This is a genomic window from Nocardiopsis oceanisediminis (assembly GCF_048595525.1).
GTDB classification, from domain to species: Bacteria; Actinomycetota; Actinomycetes; order Streptosporangiales; family Streptosporangiaceae; genus Nocardiopsis_A; species Nocardiopsis_A oceanisediminis.
Genome location: NZ_JAFMZJ010000001.1, coordinates 6,773,635 through 6,792,714, shown reverse-complemented (window position 1 = coordinate 6,792,714; position 19,080 = coordinate 6,773,635). Strand labels below are relative to the sequence as shown.

The 19,080-nt window shown below is 76.5% G+C and carries 18 protein-coding genes; 12 read left to right on the top strand and 6 right to left on the bottom strand.

The annotated features are described in order from the left end of the window. Positions 1-41: 41 nt before the first annotated feature. Positions 42-338, top strand: a complete 297-nt coding sequence (locus J0910_RS29720; RefSeq protein ID WP_420161824.1) for a FitA-like ribbon-helix-helix domain-containing protein — start codon at positions 42-44, stop codon at positions 336-338. Next, complete coding sequence (locus J0910_RS29715) at positions 335-757, top strand: type II toxin-antitoxin system VapC family toxin (protein ID WP_420161823.1); 423 nt, start codon at positions 335-337, stop codon at positions 755-757. Before J0910_RS29720 ends, J0910_RS29715 begins: the two co-directional genes overlap by 4 nt. A 64-nt stretch (positions 758-821) precedes the next feature. On the opposite strand, the gene J0910_RS29710 is transcribed toward J0910_RS29715, so the two are convergent. Beyond that, complete coding sequence (locus J0910_RS29710; RefSeq protein ID WP_420161822.1) at positions 822-1,790, bottom strand: nucleoside hydrolase; 969 nt, start codon at positions 1,788-1,790, stop codon at positions 822-824. A gap of 222 nt (positions 1,791-2,012) precedes the next feature. On the opposite strand from J0910_RS29710, the gene J0910_RS29705 reads away from it, so the two are divergent. From J0910_RS29705 to J0910_RS29670, 8 genes are all read left to right on the top strand, one after another. Then, a complete protein-coding gene (locus J0910_RS29705) occupies positions 2,013-2,969 on the top strand; it encodes a ribokinase (protein ID WP_420161821.1) in 957 nt (318 codons plus the stop codon). After that, entirely contained in the window at positions 2,966-3,688 is a 723-nt protein-coding gene (deoC, locus tag J0910_RS29700) for a deoxyribose-phosphate aldolase (RefSeq protein ID WP_420161820.1), read from the top strand. Before J0910_RS29705 ends, deoC begins: the two co-directional genes overlap by 4 nt. A 126-nt stretch (positions 3,689-3,814) precedes the next feature. Further along, a complete protein-coding gene (locus tag J0910_RS29695) occupies positions 3,815-4,648 on the top strand; it encodes a GntR family transcriptional regulator (RefSeq protein WP_420161819.1) in 834 nt (277 codons plus the stop codon). A 309-nt stretch (positions 4,649-4,957) separates the two neighbouring features. Further along, on the top strand, positions 4,958-5,506 hold the full coding sequence (locus tag J0910_RS29690) for an ATP-binding protein (protein WP_420161818.1): 549 nt from the start codon (positions 4,958-4,960) through the stop codon (positions 5,504-5,506). A gap of 168 nt (positions 5,507-5,674) precedes the next feature. Then, a complete protein-coding gene (locus tag J0910_RS29685; RefSeq protein ID WP_420161817.1) occupies positions 5,675-6,178 on the top strand; it encodes a nitroreductase family deazaflavin-dependent oxidoreductase in 504 nt (167 codons plus the stop codon). A gap of 136 nt (positions 6,179-6,314) precedes the next feature. After that, complete coding sequence (locus tag J0910_RS29680; protein ID WP_420161816.1) at positions 6,315-7,229, top strand: phosphotransferase enzyme family protein; 915 nt, start codon at positions 6,315-6,317, stop codon at positions 7,227-7,229. Positions 7,230-9,426: 2,197 nt separating this feature from the next. Next, positions 9,427-10,107 carry a hypothetical protein gene (locus J0910_RS29675; RefSeq protein ID WP_420161815.1) on the top strand — a complete coding sequence of 227 codons (681 nt, stop codon included), beginning with the start codon at positions 9,427-9,429 and terminating at the stop codon, positions 10,105-10,107. 62 nt (positions 10,108-10,169) lie between these two features. Next, entirely contained in the window at positions 10,170-10,907 is a 738-nt protein-coding gene (locus J0910_RS29670; RefSeq protein WP_420161814.1) for a class I SAM-dependent methyltransferase, read from the top strand. Positions 10,908-11,225: 318 nt separating this feature from the next. Here the strand turns inward: J0910_RS29670 and J0910_RS29665 are convergent, their stop codons facing one another. Both J0910_RS29665 and J0910_RS29660 read right to left on the bottom strand, forming a co-directional pair. Then, entirely contained in the window at positions 11,226-12,800 is a 1,575-nt protein-coding gene (locus J0910_RS29665; protein ID WP_420161813.1) for an OmpA family protein, read from the bottom strand. A 203-nt stretch (positions 12,801-13,003) separates the two neighbouring features. Continuing rightward, positions 13,004-13,390 (bottom strand): DUF1707 SHOCT-like domain-containing protein, encoded by a 387-nt coding sequence (locus J0910_RS29660; RefSeq protein WP_420161812.1) that lies wholly within the window; start codon positions 13,388-13,390, stop codon positions 13,004-13,006. 239 nt (positions 13,391-13,629) lie between these two features. Between J0910_RS29660 and J0910_RS29655 the strand changes: the two genes are divergently transcribed. After that, positions 13,630-15,297, top strand: coding sequence for a sigma-70 family RNA polymerase sigma factor (locus J0910_RS29655; RefSeq protein WP_420161811.1), 1,668 nt, complete (start codon positions 13,630-13,632; stop codon positions 15,295-15,297). Positions 15,298-15,895: 598 nt separating this feature from the next. Here the strand turns inward: J0910_RS29655 and J0910_RS29650 are convergent. After that, a complete protein-coding gene (locus tag J0910_RS29650; protein WP_420161810.1) occupies positions 15,896-16,738 on the bottom strand; it encodes a (2Fe-2S)-binding protein in 843 nt (280 codons plus the stop codon). A gap of 207 nt (positions 16,739-16,945) precedes the next feature. On the opposite strand from J0910_RS29650, the gene J0910_RS29645 reads away from it, so the two are divergent. After that, positions 16,946-17,608: a VOC family protein gene (locus J0910_RS29645; protein WP_420161809.1), complete on the top strand. Its 663-nt coding sequence runs from the start codon at positions 16,946-16,948 to the stop codon at positions 17,606-17,608. A 211-nt stretch (positions 17,609-17,819) separates the two neighbouring features. Here the strand turns inward: J0910_RS29645 and J0910_RS29640 are convergent, their stop codons facing one another. Beyond that, positions 17,820-18,275 (bottom strand): Clp protease N-terminal domain-containing protein, encoded by a 456-nt coding sequence (locus J0910_RS29640; protein ID WP_420161808.1) that lies wholly within the window; start codon positions 18,273-18,275, stop codon positions 17,820-17,822. A 98-nt stretch (positions 18,276-18,373) separates the two neighbouring features. After that, positions 18,374-19,066, bottom strand: a complete 693-nt coding sequence (locus J0910_RS29635; protein ID WP_420161807.1) for a class I SAM-dependent methyltransferase — start codon at positions 19,064-19,066, stop codon at positions 18,374-18,376. Positions 19,067-19,080: the final 14 nt, after the last annotated feature.

Sequence of the window (19,080 nt, the reverse complement as noted above, 5' to 3'; positions counted from 1 at the left end):
AGAGGCGATCGCCTCCGTCCGCGGTCCTGGTGCCGAACCCCATGTCCGCAGGAAGCGAGGGCGCTAGCATCGATGGCAGTGGAGGTGGTCGAGTGCCCGCCGTGAGCGTCAGAGGACTGAACCCTGCCGTGAAGCGTCGGCTTCGGATCCGTGCCGCCCAGCACGGGCGGTCCATAGAAGCCGAGATCCGGCACATCCTCGAGGAGGCCGTCAGGGAGACCGGAGAGAGCGAAGGGCCGTTCAGTACCCTGCTGGATCGGTTCGGTGAGCTCGGCGGGGTCGACATCGAACCGCCTCAGCGCTCGGAGCCTCCCCGGTCACCGGACTTCGGCTCGTGATCATCGTCGACACCAACGTGGTCTCCGAATTGATGAGGCCCGCTCCTGAGCAGGCAGTGCTCGGATGGTTGCGTGGACAGGACGAGCAGGAGCTCTTCACGACCGCCGTGACGGTCGCCGAGATCCAGTACGGCCTCGCCCGGCTTGCGGACGGTCGACGCAAGAGCGTGCTGCAGAGCGCCGCGGAGGAGGTCTTCTCCGCTTTCGGCGACCATGTCCTCCCGTTCGACCGGCGAGCAGCGGCGCACTACGCGCGGATCGTGGCGGCACGGGAGAAGAACGGCAGGCCGATCTCCGGTTTCGACGCCCGGATCGCCGCGATCGCGTCTGTGCATCAGGCTCGGGTCGCCACTCGCAGCCTCAAAGACTTCGAGGAGACCGGGATCGCTCTCGTGGATCCCTGGGAGGAAGCGGGCTGAACGGCGGCTGCGCCCGCCCCGCACCGCGCGGGGCGGGGCGGGGCGGGCGCAGCCGTGCCCGGTGTCAGGCCGGGGGGAGGAGCTCCCGGGACGGGGTGGTCGGGGTGGAGAGCAGCTTCTTGATGTAGGAGAAGAAGCCCTCGGCGTCGATCCGCTCGACGACCACGGCGTTGGGCTCCAGGCCGTGCACGCCCCAGGACATCGCGGAGTAGCCGCGGGTGAGCTCGCCGGCCGTCTCCACGTCGACGTTGTACCGGTCGCTGCTGGTGATCAGCTCGCGGTGGAGCAGGAGCGCGGCGGTCAGCGAGTCGGGGTGGGTGGTCCCGTCGATGCCGACGGCGCGGTCGAACTCCAGGGTGGCGGCGCAGACCCGGGTGAAGAAGTCGGAGAGCGGGGTGCCCAGCGCCTCGATCTCGTCCAGCCGGCTCTGCCCGAACACGGCCTGGCGCAGGGTGAGCGGGTCCCACGGCACCACGGTGATCTCGAAGCCCGCGGCGAAGACGGTCTTCGCGGCCTCCGGGTCGACGTAGAAGTTGAACTCGGCGGCCGCGGTGATGTTGCCCCGGCCGTTGTTCGAGCCGCCCATGATGTAGAGCGACTTGACGTTCTTCGCGAAGTCCGGGTCCTTCACCGCCGCCATCGCGATGTTGGTCAGCGGGCCGATGGCGACCACGGACAGTTCGCCCGGGTTCTCCGCGGCCAGCCGGACCAGTGCGTCCACCGCGTGCTCGGACTCCGCGGCCAGCCCGCTCTCGTCCATGCTCAGCCCGCCCGCGCCGTCGCCGTGCACGTTCTCCGCGCTCTCCCACGGCCGCACCATCGGGCGGCGGCAGCCCAGGTGGATCGGGACCTCGCCGAGGCGGCCGGCGACGCTGAGGGTCAGGAACGCGTTGCGCACCTGCCGGTCGAAGCCGACGTTGCCCGCGACCATGGTGATCGCGCGCAGGTCCGCCTCGGGGTCGAGCAGGCCGACCAGCAGGGCGACGCAGTCGTCCTGCGCGGTGTCGGTATCGATGATCAGGGGAACGGGCATGGGGCTCTCCGGGGCGCTGCGCCGCGGCCGCCCGCGGGCGCGGCCAGCCGTGATGTGTCCATGGATTGTCGACTCTGATCGCCCGGCCCCGCAGTGCGGCGGGGCCTGCTTCCATCGTCCTCGCAGAACGCTATGTTACGGATCTGACGTGCGTCAATTCGTCCCCTCGCGTGCAGGTCCCCGGTAGCGGGGGCGCCATGGGTCGGGTAAGAATGTATATAGATGTCTACCCCCTGGTTCGGAACGGGTGAGGATATGCGGATCGCGGTCGTCGGCAGCTACGGCGCGGGCCTGACCATGCGCACCCCGCGGGTGCCCGGCCCCGGGGAGACCCTGGCCGGCGGCGTGTTCGCGGCGGGCCCCGGCGGCAAGGGCTCCAACCAGGCCATCGGCGCCGCCCGGCTGGGCGCCCGCACCTCCCTGCTCACCGCCGTCGGCCCCGACCCCTACGGCGAGCAGGCCCGCGAGCTGTGGCGGACCGAGGGCGTGGACGCCGGCGCGGTGCTCACCGGCCGGGCCTCGACCATGGTCGGGGTGATCATGGTCGAGGACGGCGGGGAGAACCGGATCGTCATCGCCGAAGGGGCGCTGGCCGAGCTCGCCCCGGAGCACGTGCGCGCCTTCGCCGGGCCGATCGCCGCCGCCGACCTGGTGATGGCCTGCAACGAGATCCCCGCCGAGGCGGTCTCGGCCGCGCTGGCCACCGCCCGCGAGCACGGCACGCCGACGCTGCTCAACCCGGCGCCCGCCCGGGACGTGCCGGAGTCCGACACCGCGCTGGTCGACTACCTCACCCCCAACCTGGGCGAGGCGCGGCTGCTCACCGGCCTCGGGCCGGACGCCGGCCCCGGCGAGCTGCTGGACGCGCTCCGCGGCCGCTTCCCCTCCGCCACCACCGTGCTGACCTGCGGCCCCGACGGCGCCTACGCCGACGACGGGACGCAGCGGCTGCACGTCGAAGCCGTCCGCCCGCCCCGCGTCGCCGACACCACCGGCGCCGGCGACGCGTTCAACGCCGCCTTCGCGGTCGGCGTCTGCGCCGGGTGGGACCTGGAGCGGTCCGTCCGCTACGCCGCGGCGGCCGGCGCGTTCGCCGTCACCCGGCACGAGGTGCTGCCCGGCCTGGGCCGCCCCGCCGACCTGGAGGCCCTCCTCGCCGGGGGCGCACCGCAACGATGAACCGAGAAGAGGACACCACCGTGGCCACCACCGACCACTCCGACCCCGCCTCCCTGGCCCCCTACATCCAGCACACCGCCATCTCCGCGGGGATGACCCGGGACGACCTCGTCGCGCACTGCGAGGAGGCCGCCCGATACGGCTTCAACGCCGCGATGATCCCGGCCTCCTGGGTCGGCCTCGCCGCCGAGGTGCTGCGCGGCACCGGCATCGCCGTCGCCTCCGCGCTGGACTTCCCCACCGTGGGCGTGATGACCTCCGCGGGCAAGGCCGCCGAGGCCCGCGCCATCGCCGCGGCCGGCGCCGCCCAGATCGACATGGGCGTGCAGGTCGGCTGGTTGCGCAGCGGCATGGAGAAGGAGTTCCGCGACGACATCGCCGGGGTGGTCGCCGCGGGCGTCCCGGTCAAGGTGATGCTGGAGCTCCCGCTGCTCACCGGGGCCGAGCGGGAGCGCGCGGTGGAGCTGGCGATGGACGCCGGCGCCGCCTACCTGAAGAACGCCAGCAGCGGCTCGGTCGAGATCGCCGACCCGGAGAGCATCGCCTACCTGGCCGCGCGGGTGCGCGACGGGGTGCGGGTCAAGGCCTCCGGCGGCATCAAGACCCTGGAGCAGGCCCGCGCCCTGCTCGGCGCCGGCGCCTCGCTGCTGGGCACCAGCTCCGGCGTGGCCATCGTGACCTCCGGCCGGGACGGCGGGGCGGACCGGGGCGACTACTGATCCGGGCGCCGGCCCGCCCCCGCGGCCGCCCTCCGGGGGCGGAGCAGGGCGCGGGCCCGGTCCTATACCCGGGATAGGGTTCTGTCGCACCTGGTGGGAGCGGGTGCCCGGACATGGGGGGACGACGTGGTCGACGGCACGGGGACCGGCGGGACCGCCGCCGACGGCGGCGCGGGCGGCCTGCCCGCGCTCGCCGCCTCCATCTCCCGCACCGCCCCCGAACCGATCAACGTGCAGATCGCGCGGGCGGTCCGGGAGCGCATCGCCACCGGCGCCTGGCCCGCCCACTACAAGCTCCCCGCCGAGCCGGACCTCGCCCGCGGCCTGGGCGTCAACCGCGGCACCGTGCGCAAGGCGCTCGCCGGGCTCATCGAGGAGGGGCTGCTGGTCCAGAGCCGCGGCCGGGGCACCTTCGTCACCTCGGGCAAGGCCGAGCCGGGGATCGCCCAGCGGCTCCGCTCGCTCTCCGAGGACTTCCGCGCCCAGGGGCTGGAGGTCGCCACGGACGTGCTCAGCGCCCGGCTGGAACGGCTCCCGCTGGCCGTGCAGGCGCTGCTGGACGTCCCGGCCAACACCCCCGGCCTGCGCCTGGTCCGGGTCTTCCGGGGCGCCGAGGGGCCGCTGGCCTACCTGGTCAACTGCGTGCGCGCGGACCTCTGCCCGGGCATCGAGGGGGTCGACTTCACCCGGGAGTCGCTCTACGGGACCCTGGAGCGCCGCTATGGCCTGGACCTCTCCCAGGGCCGCCGCAGCTTCAGCGCCGAGCCCGCCCGGGACGAGGTCGCCGACGCCCTCGCCCTGCCGCCCGGCGCGCCTGTGCTCTACCTGGAGCAGGTCACCTACACCCGGGACGGCCGCGCGGTGGAGTACTCCGACGTGTGGATCGACAGCACCCGGGTGAAGGTCACCTCCCTGCTGGACCGCGGCCCGGTCGCGGAGCCGCCGACGGCGGTCGGCTAGCCCGCCGCCCCTTCTCCCGGCGGACCAGGATTTTTCCGGCGCGCCCGGGACCGCCTCCGGAGGAGGCCGGCGGGGGCCGCGCGGGCACGGGGAGGTGATACTCCGCTGATCTTGGGAAGGCCGGTGGGGCAGGGACTCCCGTCGCCGTGGGGGCAGTGGTGGTCCGTGGGCGGGGAGTTCGATATCGTCCCGCTCCATGGGCCTGTCGGACCCCCTTCGGCGCGAGGCGGTCCCGGCCGACATGTACCTCCCTGCCCGCTCCTCGCCCGCCCTGCACCGAGGCGGCGGGCCGTGACCGGCGGTGGCCTGATGAACGAGACAGAGGATGCGGAGAGCGGTCTCCGCGGCATCTACACGATCGATGCCTACCGGACCTTTCCCGGCGAACCCGACCAGTGCCGGGAGGCCCGGTTGTGGGCGCGGCGCGCGATGCGCCCCTTCCCCGACATCGCGGACGCCGTTGAGCTGGTGGTCAGCGAGTTCTTCGGCAACGCGATCCGGCACACGGCCTCGGGCGAGCCCGGTGGCGAGGTCTTCACCAGCCTGGTCGGCCTGGTCGGCGGCCCGGTCCACCTGGAGGTGACCGACCAGGGCCCGTGCTCGGACCGGCCGCGCACCGCGGCCCGGGTGCTCACCCCCGACCTCACCCGCCCCGACGGCCGCGGCCTGTTCCTCGCCGCCGCCCTCACCCGGGAATGGGGACGGATCCCCGCCGAGGGCGGCCCCGGCTACCTGGAGCGCGGCTTCACCAGCATCTTCGACGTGGTCACCGAGGAGGAGCGCGCCGAGTACGACGGCCCCATGGTCACCTGGGCGGACTTCACCACGGTCTACTCGGCGGAACCGGCGGCCTGCTAGCCCTCCCGTCCCCCTTCTTCCCCAGCCGCCGCCCACCGGCCCGAGTGGACCGTTTTGACCTGGGAAAACGAGCGTGTCCGGCTTTGCTTCGGGAAGGGCGCCGCAGATCCTCGGTGGAGAGGCGCCCCGAGGGCGCCCCGGGGAGGCGATGCCGTGGGGGAGGCCGCGATGGACAAGGTCAGGGGATGCCGCCCGAACGGGCTGGAGAGGCACCGCCACCGGCTGCCGGTGCACCTGTACCGGTTGCGGCTGGGCTGGCTGCTCGGCGGGCGGTTCCTGCTGCTCGCCCACGTCGCCCGCCGCTCCGGGAGGGTGCTGCGGACGGTGGTGGAGGTGGTCGAGCACGAGCCGGTCTCCGGCGCCTACCTGGTCTGCTCCGGGTTCGGCGAGCGGTCCGACTGGTACCGGAACCTGCGGGTGCGGCCCCGGGCGTCGGTCCAGGTGGGGCTGCGCCTGCTCCGGGTGGAGGCCGACTTTCCCGAGCCCGGCGAGGGCGCCGAGCTGATGGCCCGGTACGCGGAGCGCCACCCGCGGACCGCCGGAGCGCCGGCGGGCTGCGCGGCCGGCGCCCCGGTTCCCGCCGAGGAGTACCGCCGCCTGGGCCGGTGCCTGCCCTTCGTCCGCCTCGTCCCCCGCTCGGGCCCGTACGCGGCCGTGCCCCTCCCGCGGTGACCCCCCGCCGGGGCGCGCGGCACCGCGGCCGGCGCCCCGGAGCGGTGCGCGCCCGGCCGGCGGTCTAGGTTGTGTTCCCGGCCCGGGGCCGGCGGAGCCCCGGCGGCGGGAGCGGGAGCGGACCGGAAGGACGGCCATGGCGGCGGACGGGGAGCAGGAAGGGCGGCCTTTCGACCGGGAGCGGGCCCGGGAGGTGCTGGCCGAGGCGTGCCGGTCGGCCGGTTTCTCGGCGGCGGGCGCGCGGGAGGCGGCGTTCGGGGAGAACGCGGTGTTCGCGCTGGCGGCGGAGCCGGTCGTGGTGCGGATCGGGCGCGGCGCCGCGCTCCTGGAGCGGGCGCGGAGGGAGGCGGAGGTCGCCGCCTGGCTCGCCGCGGAGGGCGTCCCGGCGGTGCGGCCCGCGCCGGGCGCCCCCGGGGCGCTGCTGGTCTCCGGCCACCCGGTGACCTTCTGGGCCCGGCTTCCCGAACCGGTCCGCCCGGCCGGCGGCGCCGACCTCGGGGCGCTGCTGCGCCGGGTGCACGCGCTCGGCGAGCCCCCGTTCCGGCTGCCCCGCCGCGACCTGCTCGCCGGGGTCGGCCGCTGGCTGGCGGCGGCGGCCGGGCACATCGACCCCGCCGACGCCGCCTACCTGCTCCGGCGGCGCGACGAGCACGCCGAGCGGATCGCGGATCTGCGCCCGCTGCTGCCGCGCGGCCCGATCCACGGCGACGCCCTGCCGCGCAACGTGCACGTCGGCCCGGACGGCCCGGTCCTGGTCGACCTGGAGACCTTCGCCGACGACCTGCGCGAGCACGACCTGGTGGTGATGGCGCTGGCCCGGGACCGGTACGGCCTGCCCGAGGCGGAGTACCGGGCGTTCACCGGGGCCTACGGGCGCGACGCGGACGCCGAGTGGGAGGGGGCCGCTGCGCTGCGCGGCGCCCGGGAGACCGCGAGCGCCGCCTGGGTGGCCCAGCACGCGCCGGGCGACCCGCGGGCCCGGGAGGAGTTCCGCCGCCGGGTCGCGTCACTGCGCGCGGGCGACCCGACGGTGCGCTGGCATGCCTTCTGACCGGCGGCCGGACCTCTCGGCACGGCCACCGGGCCGCACCGGACGTCCTCCCGCCGAGAGACGGGGAGCGGCCAGACAGGCATGGCCAGACGGGGAGCGACCGGATGAGGAACGGCCAATGGCGAGCCCTTCCGCGCTCCGGGGCATCGCCGGCGGGGGTGGGGGTGGGGTCGGGCGTCTCGGCCGGGCGCGGCGTCTCGCGGAGCGAAGGTTCAGGCGGGCGGCGAGGGTAGGGGGCGTGCCAGCCGGTCGGTCGGGCGCGGCGCCCCACGGGGCCGGGGTTCAAGCAGGCGGCGAGGGCAGGGGCGGGGGGCAGGCCTCACCCGGGCGCGGCGCCCCACGGGGCCAGGGCCCAAACCGGCGGCGACGGCGCAGGTAGGGGCGGGGCCGGGCGCCCCGGCCGGGCACGGCACCCCATGGGGTCGGGGTTCAGGCCGGCGGCGAGGCCAAGGGGCGTGCCGGCCAGCCGGTAGGGCGCGGCGCCTCGCGGGGCCGGGGTTCAAGCGGGCGGCGAGGGCGGGGAGGGGGACCGGCTGGTCGGTCGGGTGCGGCAGAGCGGGCCGGGGCGGCGTTCACCGGTCCGCCCCCGGGCGCCCGGCGAGGGGGAAGAGGAGGAAAGCGCTGTTCCGGTGGTGGGGCCGGGCCCGCCGCGCGAGTGGAGGGCGTTGTGTCCGCTGTGTCGGATCGCCGGCGGGGATCGGGCGGGCCGGGGGCGCCCTGCGCACCCCCGCAGCAGGCCCGATGACATCTACCAGCGAGTAGCACCCCCGGAAGCCTCGCCACCCCCTCGCCGGTCACCCAGAGTGGCCGAAGTGGGGCCTGCCGGGAGGACGAATGCGACATCTCACCCCCTCGTCGCCCCTCCAAGGGGTTCCGGCCCGGCCTTTCGGGCCTTCCGGGCGGCACGGATCCCCGGCCGCCGCCCGGACCGGGGCCGTTCGGGCCCCGGGAGGCCCGTTCCGGCCCGGGATGTGTGCCCGGGAATCACCGGGGTGCTCTCGCGGTGCGCAGGCCGCCCCCCACCGCCGTCACCCTCCGTATTCGCCCAGGTCAGGGAGGTGTCGGTGGTCGCCGGGCGGCCCGCCCCGGCGCCGGGGCGACGCGGGAACGGCGAACCCGCCCCCTCACCCGCCCCACCGCCCTGCCGCAGGCGACCCGCCGACCCCGGCCCACTCCCGCCCTCGCCGCCCGCTTGAACCTCGGCCCCGCGAGGCGCCGCGCCCGACCGACCGGCACGCCCCTTGGCCTCGCCGCCGGCCTGAACCTTCACCCCGCGAGACGCCGCGCCCGGCCGGGGCGCCCCGCCCTTTCCTCTGCCGTCGCCGCCTGTTTGGACCTTCGCTCCGCGAGGCGCTGCGCCCGGCCGGGGCGCCCGACCCCGCCCCTTCCTCTGCCGTCGCCGCCTGCTTGAACCTTCACTTCGCGGGGTGCTGCGCCCGACCGGCCGGCCGGCACGCCCCCCGCCCTCGCCGCCCGTTTGAACCCCCGCCCCGTGGGGCGCTGCGCCCGGACGAGATGCCCGGCCCCGCTCCTACCTTCGCCGTCGCCGCCCGCTTGAACCCCTGCCCCCGTGAGCCCGCGTCCTGGCGGTGCCTGTACTCCCCTCGGGCACGCCGTCCTGGGCCCGGGGCTCGGGGACCGGGTGGCCCGGAGACGGTGGGGAGGCGGGCTGGAGCGCCAGGTTGCCGGAACCGGCCGGAATGCGGTTTCGCGATCACGGAATATTGACAACGCGATATCCGGGGTCAATGCTGTGCGCGTCGGCAGTGCACGGCAGGACGGGGGCCCGCTGCGGGCGGTTCCGTGCTCCGCTCCACCACCGGGCCGGCGGCCCGGTGGCAGGGCGGCCGGGGCCGGCCACGGGGTGCCCGCCTCGCCGGGCCTCCGACCGCGTACCCGGTCCACCGACCCCCACCGGCGGTCCGCGGGGCCCAGCCCCGACGGCACCGCCACGGTGTTCCGCGGAACGGCCGGTGTTCGCCGCCCGGAGCGGCGTCCCGTCCACACCGGCGGGCTCCGCGGGACGGCGCGGACCGGGTCCCGGAGACGCCCGGTGCGCCTGCGGGGCCCGGTCCCGCGCGCCCCGGCTCCCGGAGAGGGGAGCGCCCCCGGTCTTGCTACCGTGCGGAGTGTCGTACACGTGCCGCGCCCCTGCCCGCAGGGGCGGGCGCCTCCCTTCGAACCGGAGAGTCCCCCGATGCGCTTCCCGCCGATCGCACCCACGTCCAGGACCGCGCTGCTGGCGGGCGTGCTCGCCGCCTCCGGCGTCCTGCTCGCGGGCTGCGGCGACCTCTCCTTCGGCGGCGAGGAGGCCCTCGGCGACCTGGAGCTTCCGGACCTGGGGGCGGTCCTCCCGTCGGCCTCCCCGGAGGCCGGGGAGGAGAAGGCCGCCGGAGACCTGCCGTCCTCCTGCGCGGAGGCCGGGGCCGAGGAGCTGGCCGGCGGGTACATCCCGGCCGGCGCCTCGCTCAGCGAGGACGACGGGGCCCCGGAGGGCGCCGGTGAGGACGCCCGGCAGCTCTCCTGCGTGTGGACCGGCTCGGGGGAGGGCGACGGCGGCGCCCCGGTCCTGGCCCTGGTCTTCACCCTCAACGCCGACCCGGCCGACGCCGCGCAGGTGATCCAGGAGGCCGGCGGGGAGAAGGAGGCCAACTGGGAGGTGGACGTCGACGTGTACGGCGACACCTACCACTCCGCGGACGCCGACGAGCTCGACGGCGAGCTGGAGTACCTGACCACCGCCGCGGGGACGACCCGCTACGTCATCCTGACCCTCCCGGGCGACCTGCACGTCACCGCCTCCGCCCTGCACACCGACGTCGCCCAGGAGGACCTGGAGCAGCTCGCGGTCCAGGCGGCCCGGCGGGTCCGCGAGTAGCGCCCGCCGGGTACCGGAAAACCGGTCGACAGCGCCGGCCGTCCCGGGTGAGGGTGGGCGGCATGCGACAGGATGAGATCTGGGACACCGAGACCGCCCTGGAGTACGACACCCCCGGCACCGGCATGTTCGCGCCGGACGCGGTGGAGCCGGCGGTGGACCGCCTGGCCGGGCTCGCCGGGGGCGGCAGAGCGCTGGAGTTCGCCATCGGGACCGGCAGGATCGCGGTCCCGCTCGCGCAGCGGGGGGTACCGGTCAGCGGGATCGAGCTGTCCCGGCCGATGCTGGAGCGGCTGCGCACCAAGGCGGACGAGGAGGCGATCCCGGTCGTCCTCGGCGACATGGCCACCGCCCGCGCACCGGGGGAGTTCCGGCTCGTCTACCTCGTCTACAACACCATCTCCAACCTGCTCACCCAGGACGAGCAGGTCGAGTGCTTCCGCAACGCCGCCCGGCACCTCGTCCCGGGCGGGCGGTTCGCCGTCGAGCTGGGCGTCCCCGAGCTGCAGCGGCTGCCGCCCGGACAGCAGGCCCTGGTCTGGCACTCCGAGGACGGCTACGTCGGCATGGACACCTACGACGTGCTGCACCAGCGGCTCGTCTCGCACCACTTCCGGTTCGGCGAGGGCCGGGAGGCGCGGCTGTCCCGCAGCCCGCACCGGTACATCTGGCCGGCCGAACTGGACCTCATGGCCCGGCTCGCCGGCTTCGAGACGGAGTCCCGGCACGCCGACTGGCGCGGGACCGAGTTCACCGCCGAGTCGGGCTCGCACGTCTCCGTCTACCGGCTCCCCGGCTGACCGGCCCCGGCCGGCGGGTTCCCCGCCCGGGGGGCCCGCTCTCCGCCCGGTTCGCCGATGGGCCGGGACGCCGGACAGGGGGCGGCCGCGTGTCCGGGGCGGGCCGGCGCCCTCGGCCGTGCTCCGCCGGCCGCCTCCGGACGGCGGGTCACCGGCGGGGCACGCAGGGCGGACCGTCCGGGCGGTCTCTGTGCCCGGGGCGGGCGGGAGAGCGCGGGCGCGCGGGGAACGCGGGAACGCGGAAGGGCGGGCGCTCCGCTGCGGAGCGCCCGCCCTCCCAGGGGCGCGGCCGGCGCCGGACAGGGCCGGCGCCGGGGGTCAGGTCTGCACAGGGATGCCCTCCAGCTCGCCGAACGGGCCGGCGCGCAGGGTCATCTCCTCCACGTCGGCGGCGGGCGCCGGGAAGACCGCGACCAGCTCGTAGGTGTTGCCGGGCTGGAGCCGGTGCACCTCCTCGGCGAAGCCGCTCCGCTTGCCGTCGCCGAAGTTCATCTGCGCCACGTAGCGCACCAGGCCCTTCTCCGGCTCCAGGAGCTGGAAGCCGCCCAGGGTGCCCTTGCTGAACTGCTCCGGGCCGCCGGCGGGCAGCGCGTCCAGGCCGCCCATGTCCGGGGTGAGCGCCTCGTCGGTGGTGTTGGTGATGTCGACGGTCCCGATCACGTAGGCGCCGTCCCGGCGCAGCGGGTAGACGTCCAGCTTCACGCCGTCCTTCTCCGCGCTGGCCGCCACCGAGCCGTTGTCCGCCTCGAACGGCGCCGGCCAGCTCACGTTCCGGTCGGCCACGCCCAGCCCTTCGCCGTCCGTCTCGTCCTCGGTGTCGGCCTCGCTGGACCGGGTGACGGTGTAGGAGAACTCCACCCGGCGGTTGCGGGCGCGGGCCTGCTCGTCGTCGGGGCCGCCCTCCCGGGCCACCGGCTCCTTGCTGCCCCGGCCCTCCACGACGTAGGAGTAGTCCCCGCCGATCTCCTCCCGGAGCAGGTCGCGCACGGTCTCCGCGCGCTTCTCCGACAGGGTCTGGTTGTAGGCGTCGGTGCCCTTGCCGTCGGTGTGCCCGATGACGGTGATCTCCGGGTCGTCCGGGTCGACGTTGGCCGCCAGCGAGGCCGCGGCGCGCCGCACCACCTCCTCCGCCTCGGCGGTGAGCTCGTACTCGTCGAACTCGAACATCACGTCGGAGTGGAGCGAGATGGTCTCGGTGTCCCCGTCGCGGGTGGTGGAGGCGATCTCGGAGTCGACGAAGCTCTCCACCTCGCCCTCGTCGGCGGAGGCGTCCTCGCCGGGCCGGCGGTTCTCGAAGACCAGGTTCTCCCCGCTCGGCGGAGGGTCGTCCGCGGTGAGGTGGTCGGGCCCGTTCGGGTCCTCCGGGTCGGGCCGCTCCTCGTCCACGTCCTGGACCGGGATCCCGGTCATCGCGCCCAGCCCGCTGCCGATGAAGGTGACCTGCTCCACCTCGTCGGGGATGCGCGGGAAGTACCGCCGGTACTCGTTGACCGCCCCGTCGTGCACCGGGTAGAGGCCGTCGCCGTTCGGGCTGACCGAGCCGTACTTCAGGCCGTCGGCGTCGTGGTACTGCCGCCACACCCGCCCGGACACCGGGTCGACGAGGGTGTGCGCCATGCTCAGGTTCCGGTTGGCGCCCTCGAACCCGTCCGGGTACTCGATCTCGTAGTACATGACGGTGTGGTCGTCGGTGCGCTCCAGCCCGGTGATGGAGAAGCGCATCTCGTCGTCCTGCCCGGTGTCCTGGAAGATGACCCCTTCCTTGGTGTAGGGGAACTCCTCGGTCACCTCGGGCGGCCCGCCGCCCCCGAACCAGCCGGTGCTGCAGCCGCTCAGCAGCAGAGCACCGGAGGCCAGCAGCGCCGTCGCCGAGAGGGCCCTCTTCCGCGCCATGCGGGTGAACTCCGATCAAGTCGGGGGATGTGTCGGGGACATCCTCCGCCACCCCCGGGGCGGAAGGCGAACCGGGCCGGAGGCGGCCGTCCCGCTCGGCCCCGGGCGGCCGGCGGGCGCTCGGCGGCGCGGCGCCGCACCGCCGGGGGCCCGGCGGGGGCGCCGTCCCGAGCCGTGCCGGGCATCGCCGCTGCGGGGCCGGGTCAGTCCCCCGGGCGGCGGCGGATCACGGCGACCGCGGCGGCGGGGGCGCCCAGCAGGAGGCAGCAGGTGAGCCAGGCGAGCACCGACGGCCCGCCGAGGCCGAGGGCGGTCGCGGGCGCCACCCAGAGCACGAACGTGATCGCGGAGAAGAGCGCCCAGGCGCGGAGCGGGCTCACCGGGCCGCGCCGGGAGGCCGGGGCCCGGTCCGGCAGGTCGGCGAGGAGCGGGGCGAGGTCGCCGCGGGTGCGGGCGGCGAGAGCCTCCCCGACCCGCCGCTCGTGCTCGGGGCCGCTCAGCATCCCCTCCCGGTAGGCGGTGCGCAGCCGGTCCAGGGCGGCGTCCCGCTCCCGGTCGGAGGCGCGGAGTCCGTCGTCGGGCACGGGCATGGGGCCGCCTCTCCTCGTGGGTGCGCCGCTCGCCCTTCCCGACGGCCGACGGCGGCCGCCGGTTCCGTGATCCGGTGTCCGATCGCGGACACGCGGGGTGAGCGGGGCGTTTCCGGGAGTGGTGTGCGGAAGGGGGCGGGAGGGCGATGAGAGTCTCCTGATCCGCCCTTTTCAAGGAGTGGGCGACGTTCCACAATGGCGGAGGTCCACAGCGGCGCGTCGAGCACGGGCGGAGAGACATGACCGAGACCGAGGCCGGGCCGGAGAGCGGTCGGCAGGGCGGGTCGGATGCGGTGCTCGGGGCCGCGCTGCGGGGCTCCGGGGAGCGGGCCTCGGCGGCGCTGGACGGCCTCTACCGGCGGCACTGGAAGGCCGTCCTGGTCTACGCCAAGACCTGCTGCCGGGACCCCTACACCGCCGAGGACCTCGCCTCGGAGGCGTTCACCCGGACCCTGGAGGCGGTGCGGGGCGGCGGCGGGCCGGGGGAGGCGTGGCGGCCCTACCTGCTGGCGGTGGTCCGGCGGACCGCCGCCGAGTGGGCGCGCACCGAGCGCCGGACCGAGCTGGCCCCCGACTTCGAGCGCTGGCTGGAGAAGGCCCCGGCCGAGGAGAGCGGCGAGGAGAGGGTGCTCCGCCAGGAGGACGGCGGCATGGTGCGGGCCGCCTTCCGGTCGCTCCCGGAGCGCTGGCAGGCCGTGCTCTGGCACACCGAGGTGGAGGGGGAGGCGGCCGGCCGGGTCGCCCCGCTGCTCGGCATCGGCGCCAGCGGCGTCGGCTCACTGGCCTCGCGGGCCCGGGAAGGGCTGCGCGAGGCCTATCTGACGGCGCACGCCGCGACGGCCGACGCCGGGTGCCTGCCGTACGCCTCGCTGATGGGCGCGGAGGTGCGCCGCGCCAGGCAGCGCCCCAAGCGCGCCCTCGGCCGGCACCTGGACGAGTGCCCCCGCTGCCGGGCCGCCTTCGCCGAGCTGGCCGGGATGAACCGGCGGATGCGCGCGGTGCTGCCTGCCGCGGTGCTGCTCTGGGCCGGGCCGTTCGCCGGCGCCACCGCCCTGCACACCACCGCCGCGGTCGGCGGCGCGGTCGGCGTGGCCGGGGCCGGTTCGGCGCTGGCGGTGGGCAAGATGTCGTCCGGTCCGCTGCTGGCCGGCGCGGCGGCGCTGGGCACCGCGACGGTGATCGGCGGCGCGGCCGTGCTGGGCGGCGTCCCCGCACCGGACGCGGGCCGGCCGGACCCGGGCGCGGCGGCGACCGACCGGGTGGAGGCGGGCACCGGAGGGGGTGCGCCGCCGGCCCCCGGAGCGGCCTCCCAGGAGCCCGCCCCCGACTCGGTCACCGAGGAGACGCCGGAGGGCGGGGAGGAGAAGGACGAGCGCGAGGACCGGAAGGACGAGGACGAAACCGACCCCTCCCGGGTCCAGGGCGACGACCTGGGGCCGGGGGCGGACGAGGCGCGGCTGGTGAACGCCGGCACCGGGGCCTGCATCCGGCCCGAGGGGGAGCAGGTGGTGCTGCGCGCCTGCGCGGGCGGCGAGGACGAGGTGTGGGAGACCTTCGCCCCGGAGCCGGGCGACGACCGCACCTGGCTGCGGAACGCGGAGACCGGAGGCTGCCTGGACTACGGCTCGGGCGGCGGCGACGGCGAGGCGGTCGCGCACGGCCCCTGCCGGGCGGACCGGGAGGGGCAGATGTTCCGCTTCCTCCAGCACCCCGACGGCACCTACTACGTCGTCACCGAGGAGGCCGACCCGGAGGGCAACACCTTCCAGCTCGGTGCGGAGAACTGGGACGACGGCGCCGCCGGCTGGTGGGGCGAGCCCGACCCGCCGCCGGAGGACGACTCCTCCCTGGTGACCGTCTACAACTACTACGACGCGATCAGCCTGCGGTTCACGGTCGCCGAGTGACCCCCGACCGCCGCGCGGCGGGCCGTCCCGGAGAAAACAGGTAACGAACGGATAACACGGCGGGACGTGCGGCGTCCCGCCTCCTCTTTACGGGTGGACCGCCCCGGCGGCGGTAACCCCGCTCGATCGCCGCCGGGGCGGCCTGCTGCGCCGCCCGGCCCGACCGGGACGGCGCGCCGGTGCGCCCGGCTCCCTCCGGGGGCGGGTGCCGGGCAGGCGCCACCGGCCGCGGCCCGCCGCGGACCAGGCGCCGCCGGGGTCTCCTCCGGGACGGAGAGGACCCCGGCCCCTGCGGAGGGCGTCCCCGGCCGCGGCGCACACCGCGGCCGGGACGTCTCCGCACCCCCGTGAGCGGGCGGCCCGCCGTGCCGGGGCGGTCCGGAAGGCACCGCCCCGCAGAACGGGCGGCGGGTCGCCCGTGCGGCCCTTTCCGCGCCTCGGCCTCCCGGGAGGGCCCCGCCGGGGTCGCGGCCGGCCGCGCGGGCGCGGCGCACCGCACCGTTCAGGCCGGGGGTTCGGACCGCCCGGGTGACCGCTCCGGGACCGGGCGGCCCGTCGGTGCCGAGTCGGGGTGCGGGGGCCTCCGGGGCGGGCCGGTTCAGCGGGAGGACTCGCCCGAGCGGAGCAGGATGCAGTCGCCGCACTTTCCGCCGTCGGGGAGGCGGTAGTAGAGGCAGCAGCTGCGGCGGGTGAAGCGCCCGCTCCCGTCCAGGCGCCCCGCTCCGTTCAGCGGGCGGCGGGAAAGAACCGCGCGGAGCAGGGCGGACGCGCCGGGGGCGGCCTCCGGGCGGGCCTCGGAGAGGTGGCGCACGGCGCCCGCGAACGCCGAGGCGGCGTTGCCGCGCAGCACGCGGGGCGAGACCGCGACCCGGGAGGCCACCGCCCGGGACACCGGCTCCACCAGGCCGTCCAGGTAGCCGGCGGCCAGCGCTTCGGCGGCGCCGGCCGGGTCGGCCTGGGGGTCGGGCACGGCCGCGCCCCCGCCGCCCGCCAGCAGCGGCAGCGGACCGCGCGGCGCCGGGCGCCAGCGCCAGGCGCCCGGGTCGGGGACGACGCCGTGCAGCACCGCGGCGCCGATCGCCGGGGAGAGCAGCCGCTCGGCGATGCCCAGGTGGAGCACGGAGGCGGCGATGCGCGGCGGCACCTCCTCCGGGGCGATGCCGGTCCGCCCGGCGAAGACGCGGCGGGTCGCCTCGACCCGCCCGTCCAGGTAGGCCGGTTCGCGCAGCCCGGCGAGCGGCCGCCAGCCCGCCTCCTCCCCGGTCCCGGCCGGCTCCTCCCCGGCCGCCGGGACCGGGAAGAACCCGCCGAGGCCGGCGAGGTCCGCGAGGGCGGCGCGGACGTCCTCGGCGGAGGCGGTCCGGAAGCGGGGAGGCGGTCCCGTCCGGTCCCGGAGGGGCGGGCCGAAGCCCGGCCCCGCGGGTCTGTGCGGAAGTGTCATCTCTCTTCGCCTTTCGGCGGCGGACCGTCGCCGGTCGCCGGTCAGGACCCCTGCTCTCCGCCTGCGCTCTCCCGGCGACGCGGCCCCGCGGCCGGCCGCCCGCACCGCTCCCTCCCGCCGGTCGCGGGCCCGCCCCGCCGGGGCGCGCACCCCGGGAGAAGGGCGGATGCCGCCCCGGGCGGGGCTCAGCACCGGAGAATGGTCGCCATGGACGACATTCTCCCCTTCCCTGACGGAGCGGAACTCGACCACATCGTCTACGCGGTACCGGATCTCGAAGCGGCGGCGCGCCGCTTCGCCCAAGAGACCGGGGTGGAGCCCGCGCCGGGCGGCGCGCACCCCGGCCGAGGCACCCGGAACCTGCTGGTCGGTCTGGGCGGCAGGGCCTATCTGGAGATCATCGGCCCCGACCCGGAGCAGGAGGACCCCGGGCGCCCGCGGCCCTTCGGCATCGACGGGCTGCCCGGCCCCGGAGCGGTCACCTGGGCGGTCCGCACCCCCGACCTGGACGGCGCGGTGCGCCGCGCCCGCGCGGCCGGCCACAACCCCGGCGAGGTCCTTCCGATGAGCCGCCGGATGCCCGGCGGCGCCCTGCTCGAATGGCGGCTCACCGATCCGGACGCGGTCCGTCCGGGGGCGGTGCCCTTCCTCATCGATTGGGGCGCTTCGCCGCATCCGGCCGATTCGGGGCTGCCGGAGGTCCGCCCGGTGGCGGCGACCCTGCACCACCCGGATCCGGGGGCCGCGGAGGGGCCGCTGGCCGCGCTGGGCCTGCCGGTCCCGGTCCGCCCCGGCCCGCCGGGCCTCTCGGTGGCGGTGGAGGGGCCGGGCGGCCGGCTCTCCCTGCGGCCCGCGGCCGCCGGGGGCTGAGCCGGCCCCCACCGCTACCGGGCGGCCGGCGGTGGCGCCGCGCGGGGCGCGGGGCGCGGTCTTCCCGGTCCCGGCCGGGCCCTTGGCGGTCCGGGACTCCTGCGCGGGCGGCGGACGGCGGTGCCGGCGGGGCGGTCCGGGCAGGCCGCCGCGCCGGGGCGGGCCGCGGCGCGGCGGGCCGAGGAACACCCCCGCCCGCCCCAGGCCGGCCTCACGCTTCCCGGAGCAGCCGCTCGGCGGTGCCGCGCAGGGCCGCGCGGTCGACGCCGAGGCGGGCCAGGGCCTCGGTGCCGCGGCCCTCGGCGCGCAGCAGGCCGAGCAGCACGTGCCCGGTGCGGATGGAGGTCCCGCGGCGGTCCAGCCGGATCGCCTCGCGCAGCGCGAGCTCCAGCGCCTTCTTCGCGGTCCGGGTGAAGGGCAGGTGCCGCCCGCCGAACAGGCCCCGGCGCGGCGCCGGGTGGCCGCGGTCCAGTGCGCGGACGGCGCCGCGCAGCTCCTCCGGTCCGGCGCCGTGCTCGGCGAGCGCCCGCGCCGCGCTCCCCGCCGCCCGGCCGGCCAGCCCGAGCAGCACGTGCTCGGTGCCGATCCGGCCGTCGCCGAGCTCCCGCGCGGCCTCCTGCGCGCCGGTGACGGCGGTGCGGGCGCCCTCGGTGAACCGTTCGAACATGATCGTCCCCCTATCGTCAGGACTGGTCAACAAAAGTTGACCGTCAACTAAAGCTGACGATAGGGGGACGGTGTGGAGTTGTCAATAAAAGTTGACGATCAGTCCCGGGGCTTGCGCAGGTGGTGGATCCAGGCCGGCGGGATGTTGGCCATCACCCGGTCGGTGCGCACGCCGTACCGGTTCACCCACTCCTCGACCACCCAGGAGGAGCGCGCCTGGCGGAGGTAGTCCTCCCGGGGCGCGATGACCGCCTTGACCTCCTTGGTGTACAGGTAGCCGAAGAACGACAGCCGGCCGCCCGGCCGCAGCACGGTGAAGTAGTAGTCCAGGATCTCCCGGACCTCCCCGGCGGTGAAGTTGGCGAACGGGAGGCCGGAGATGATCACGTCGTAGCGGCGGTCCGGCCCCATCTCGGTGACCAGCCGGTCGTGCACCTCGATCCGGTCCCGGGCCGCGGCGAAGTCCGGGTCGGTCTCCACCAGGGTGCGCAGGTGCGCCGCCATTCCGGAGTTGGCCTCGACCAGGTCGGCGGTGTCGCCGGGGCGCATGTTCGCGGCGATGGACCGGGAGACCGGTCCGGTGCCGGCGCCGCCCTCCAGGATCGAGAGCGGGGCCGACGGATCGTCCCGCTCGACCAGGTGGTGGGTGAGGGCCGCGGCCAGCGCGGGGCTGCTCGGGACGACCGAGCCGGTCGCCCGGAAGGTGCGCAGGGCCTCGCGCAGGAAGAGCCCGGCGTCGCGCAGCCGGGAGTCGATGCGGAAAGCGTCGGAGGGACTCTTTGTCGCTGCCATGCGCAGCACGTTAG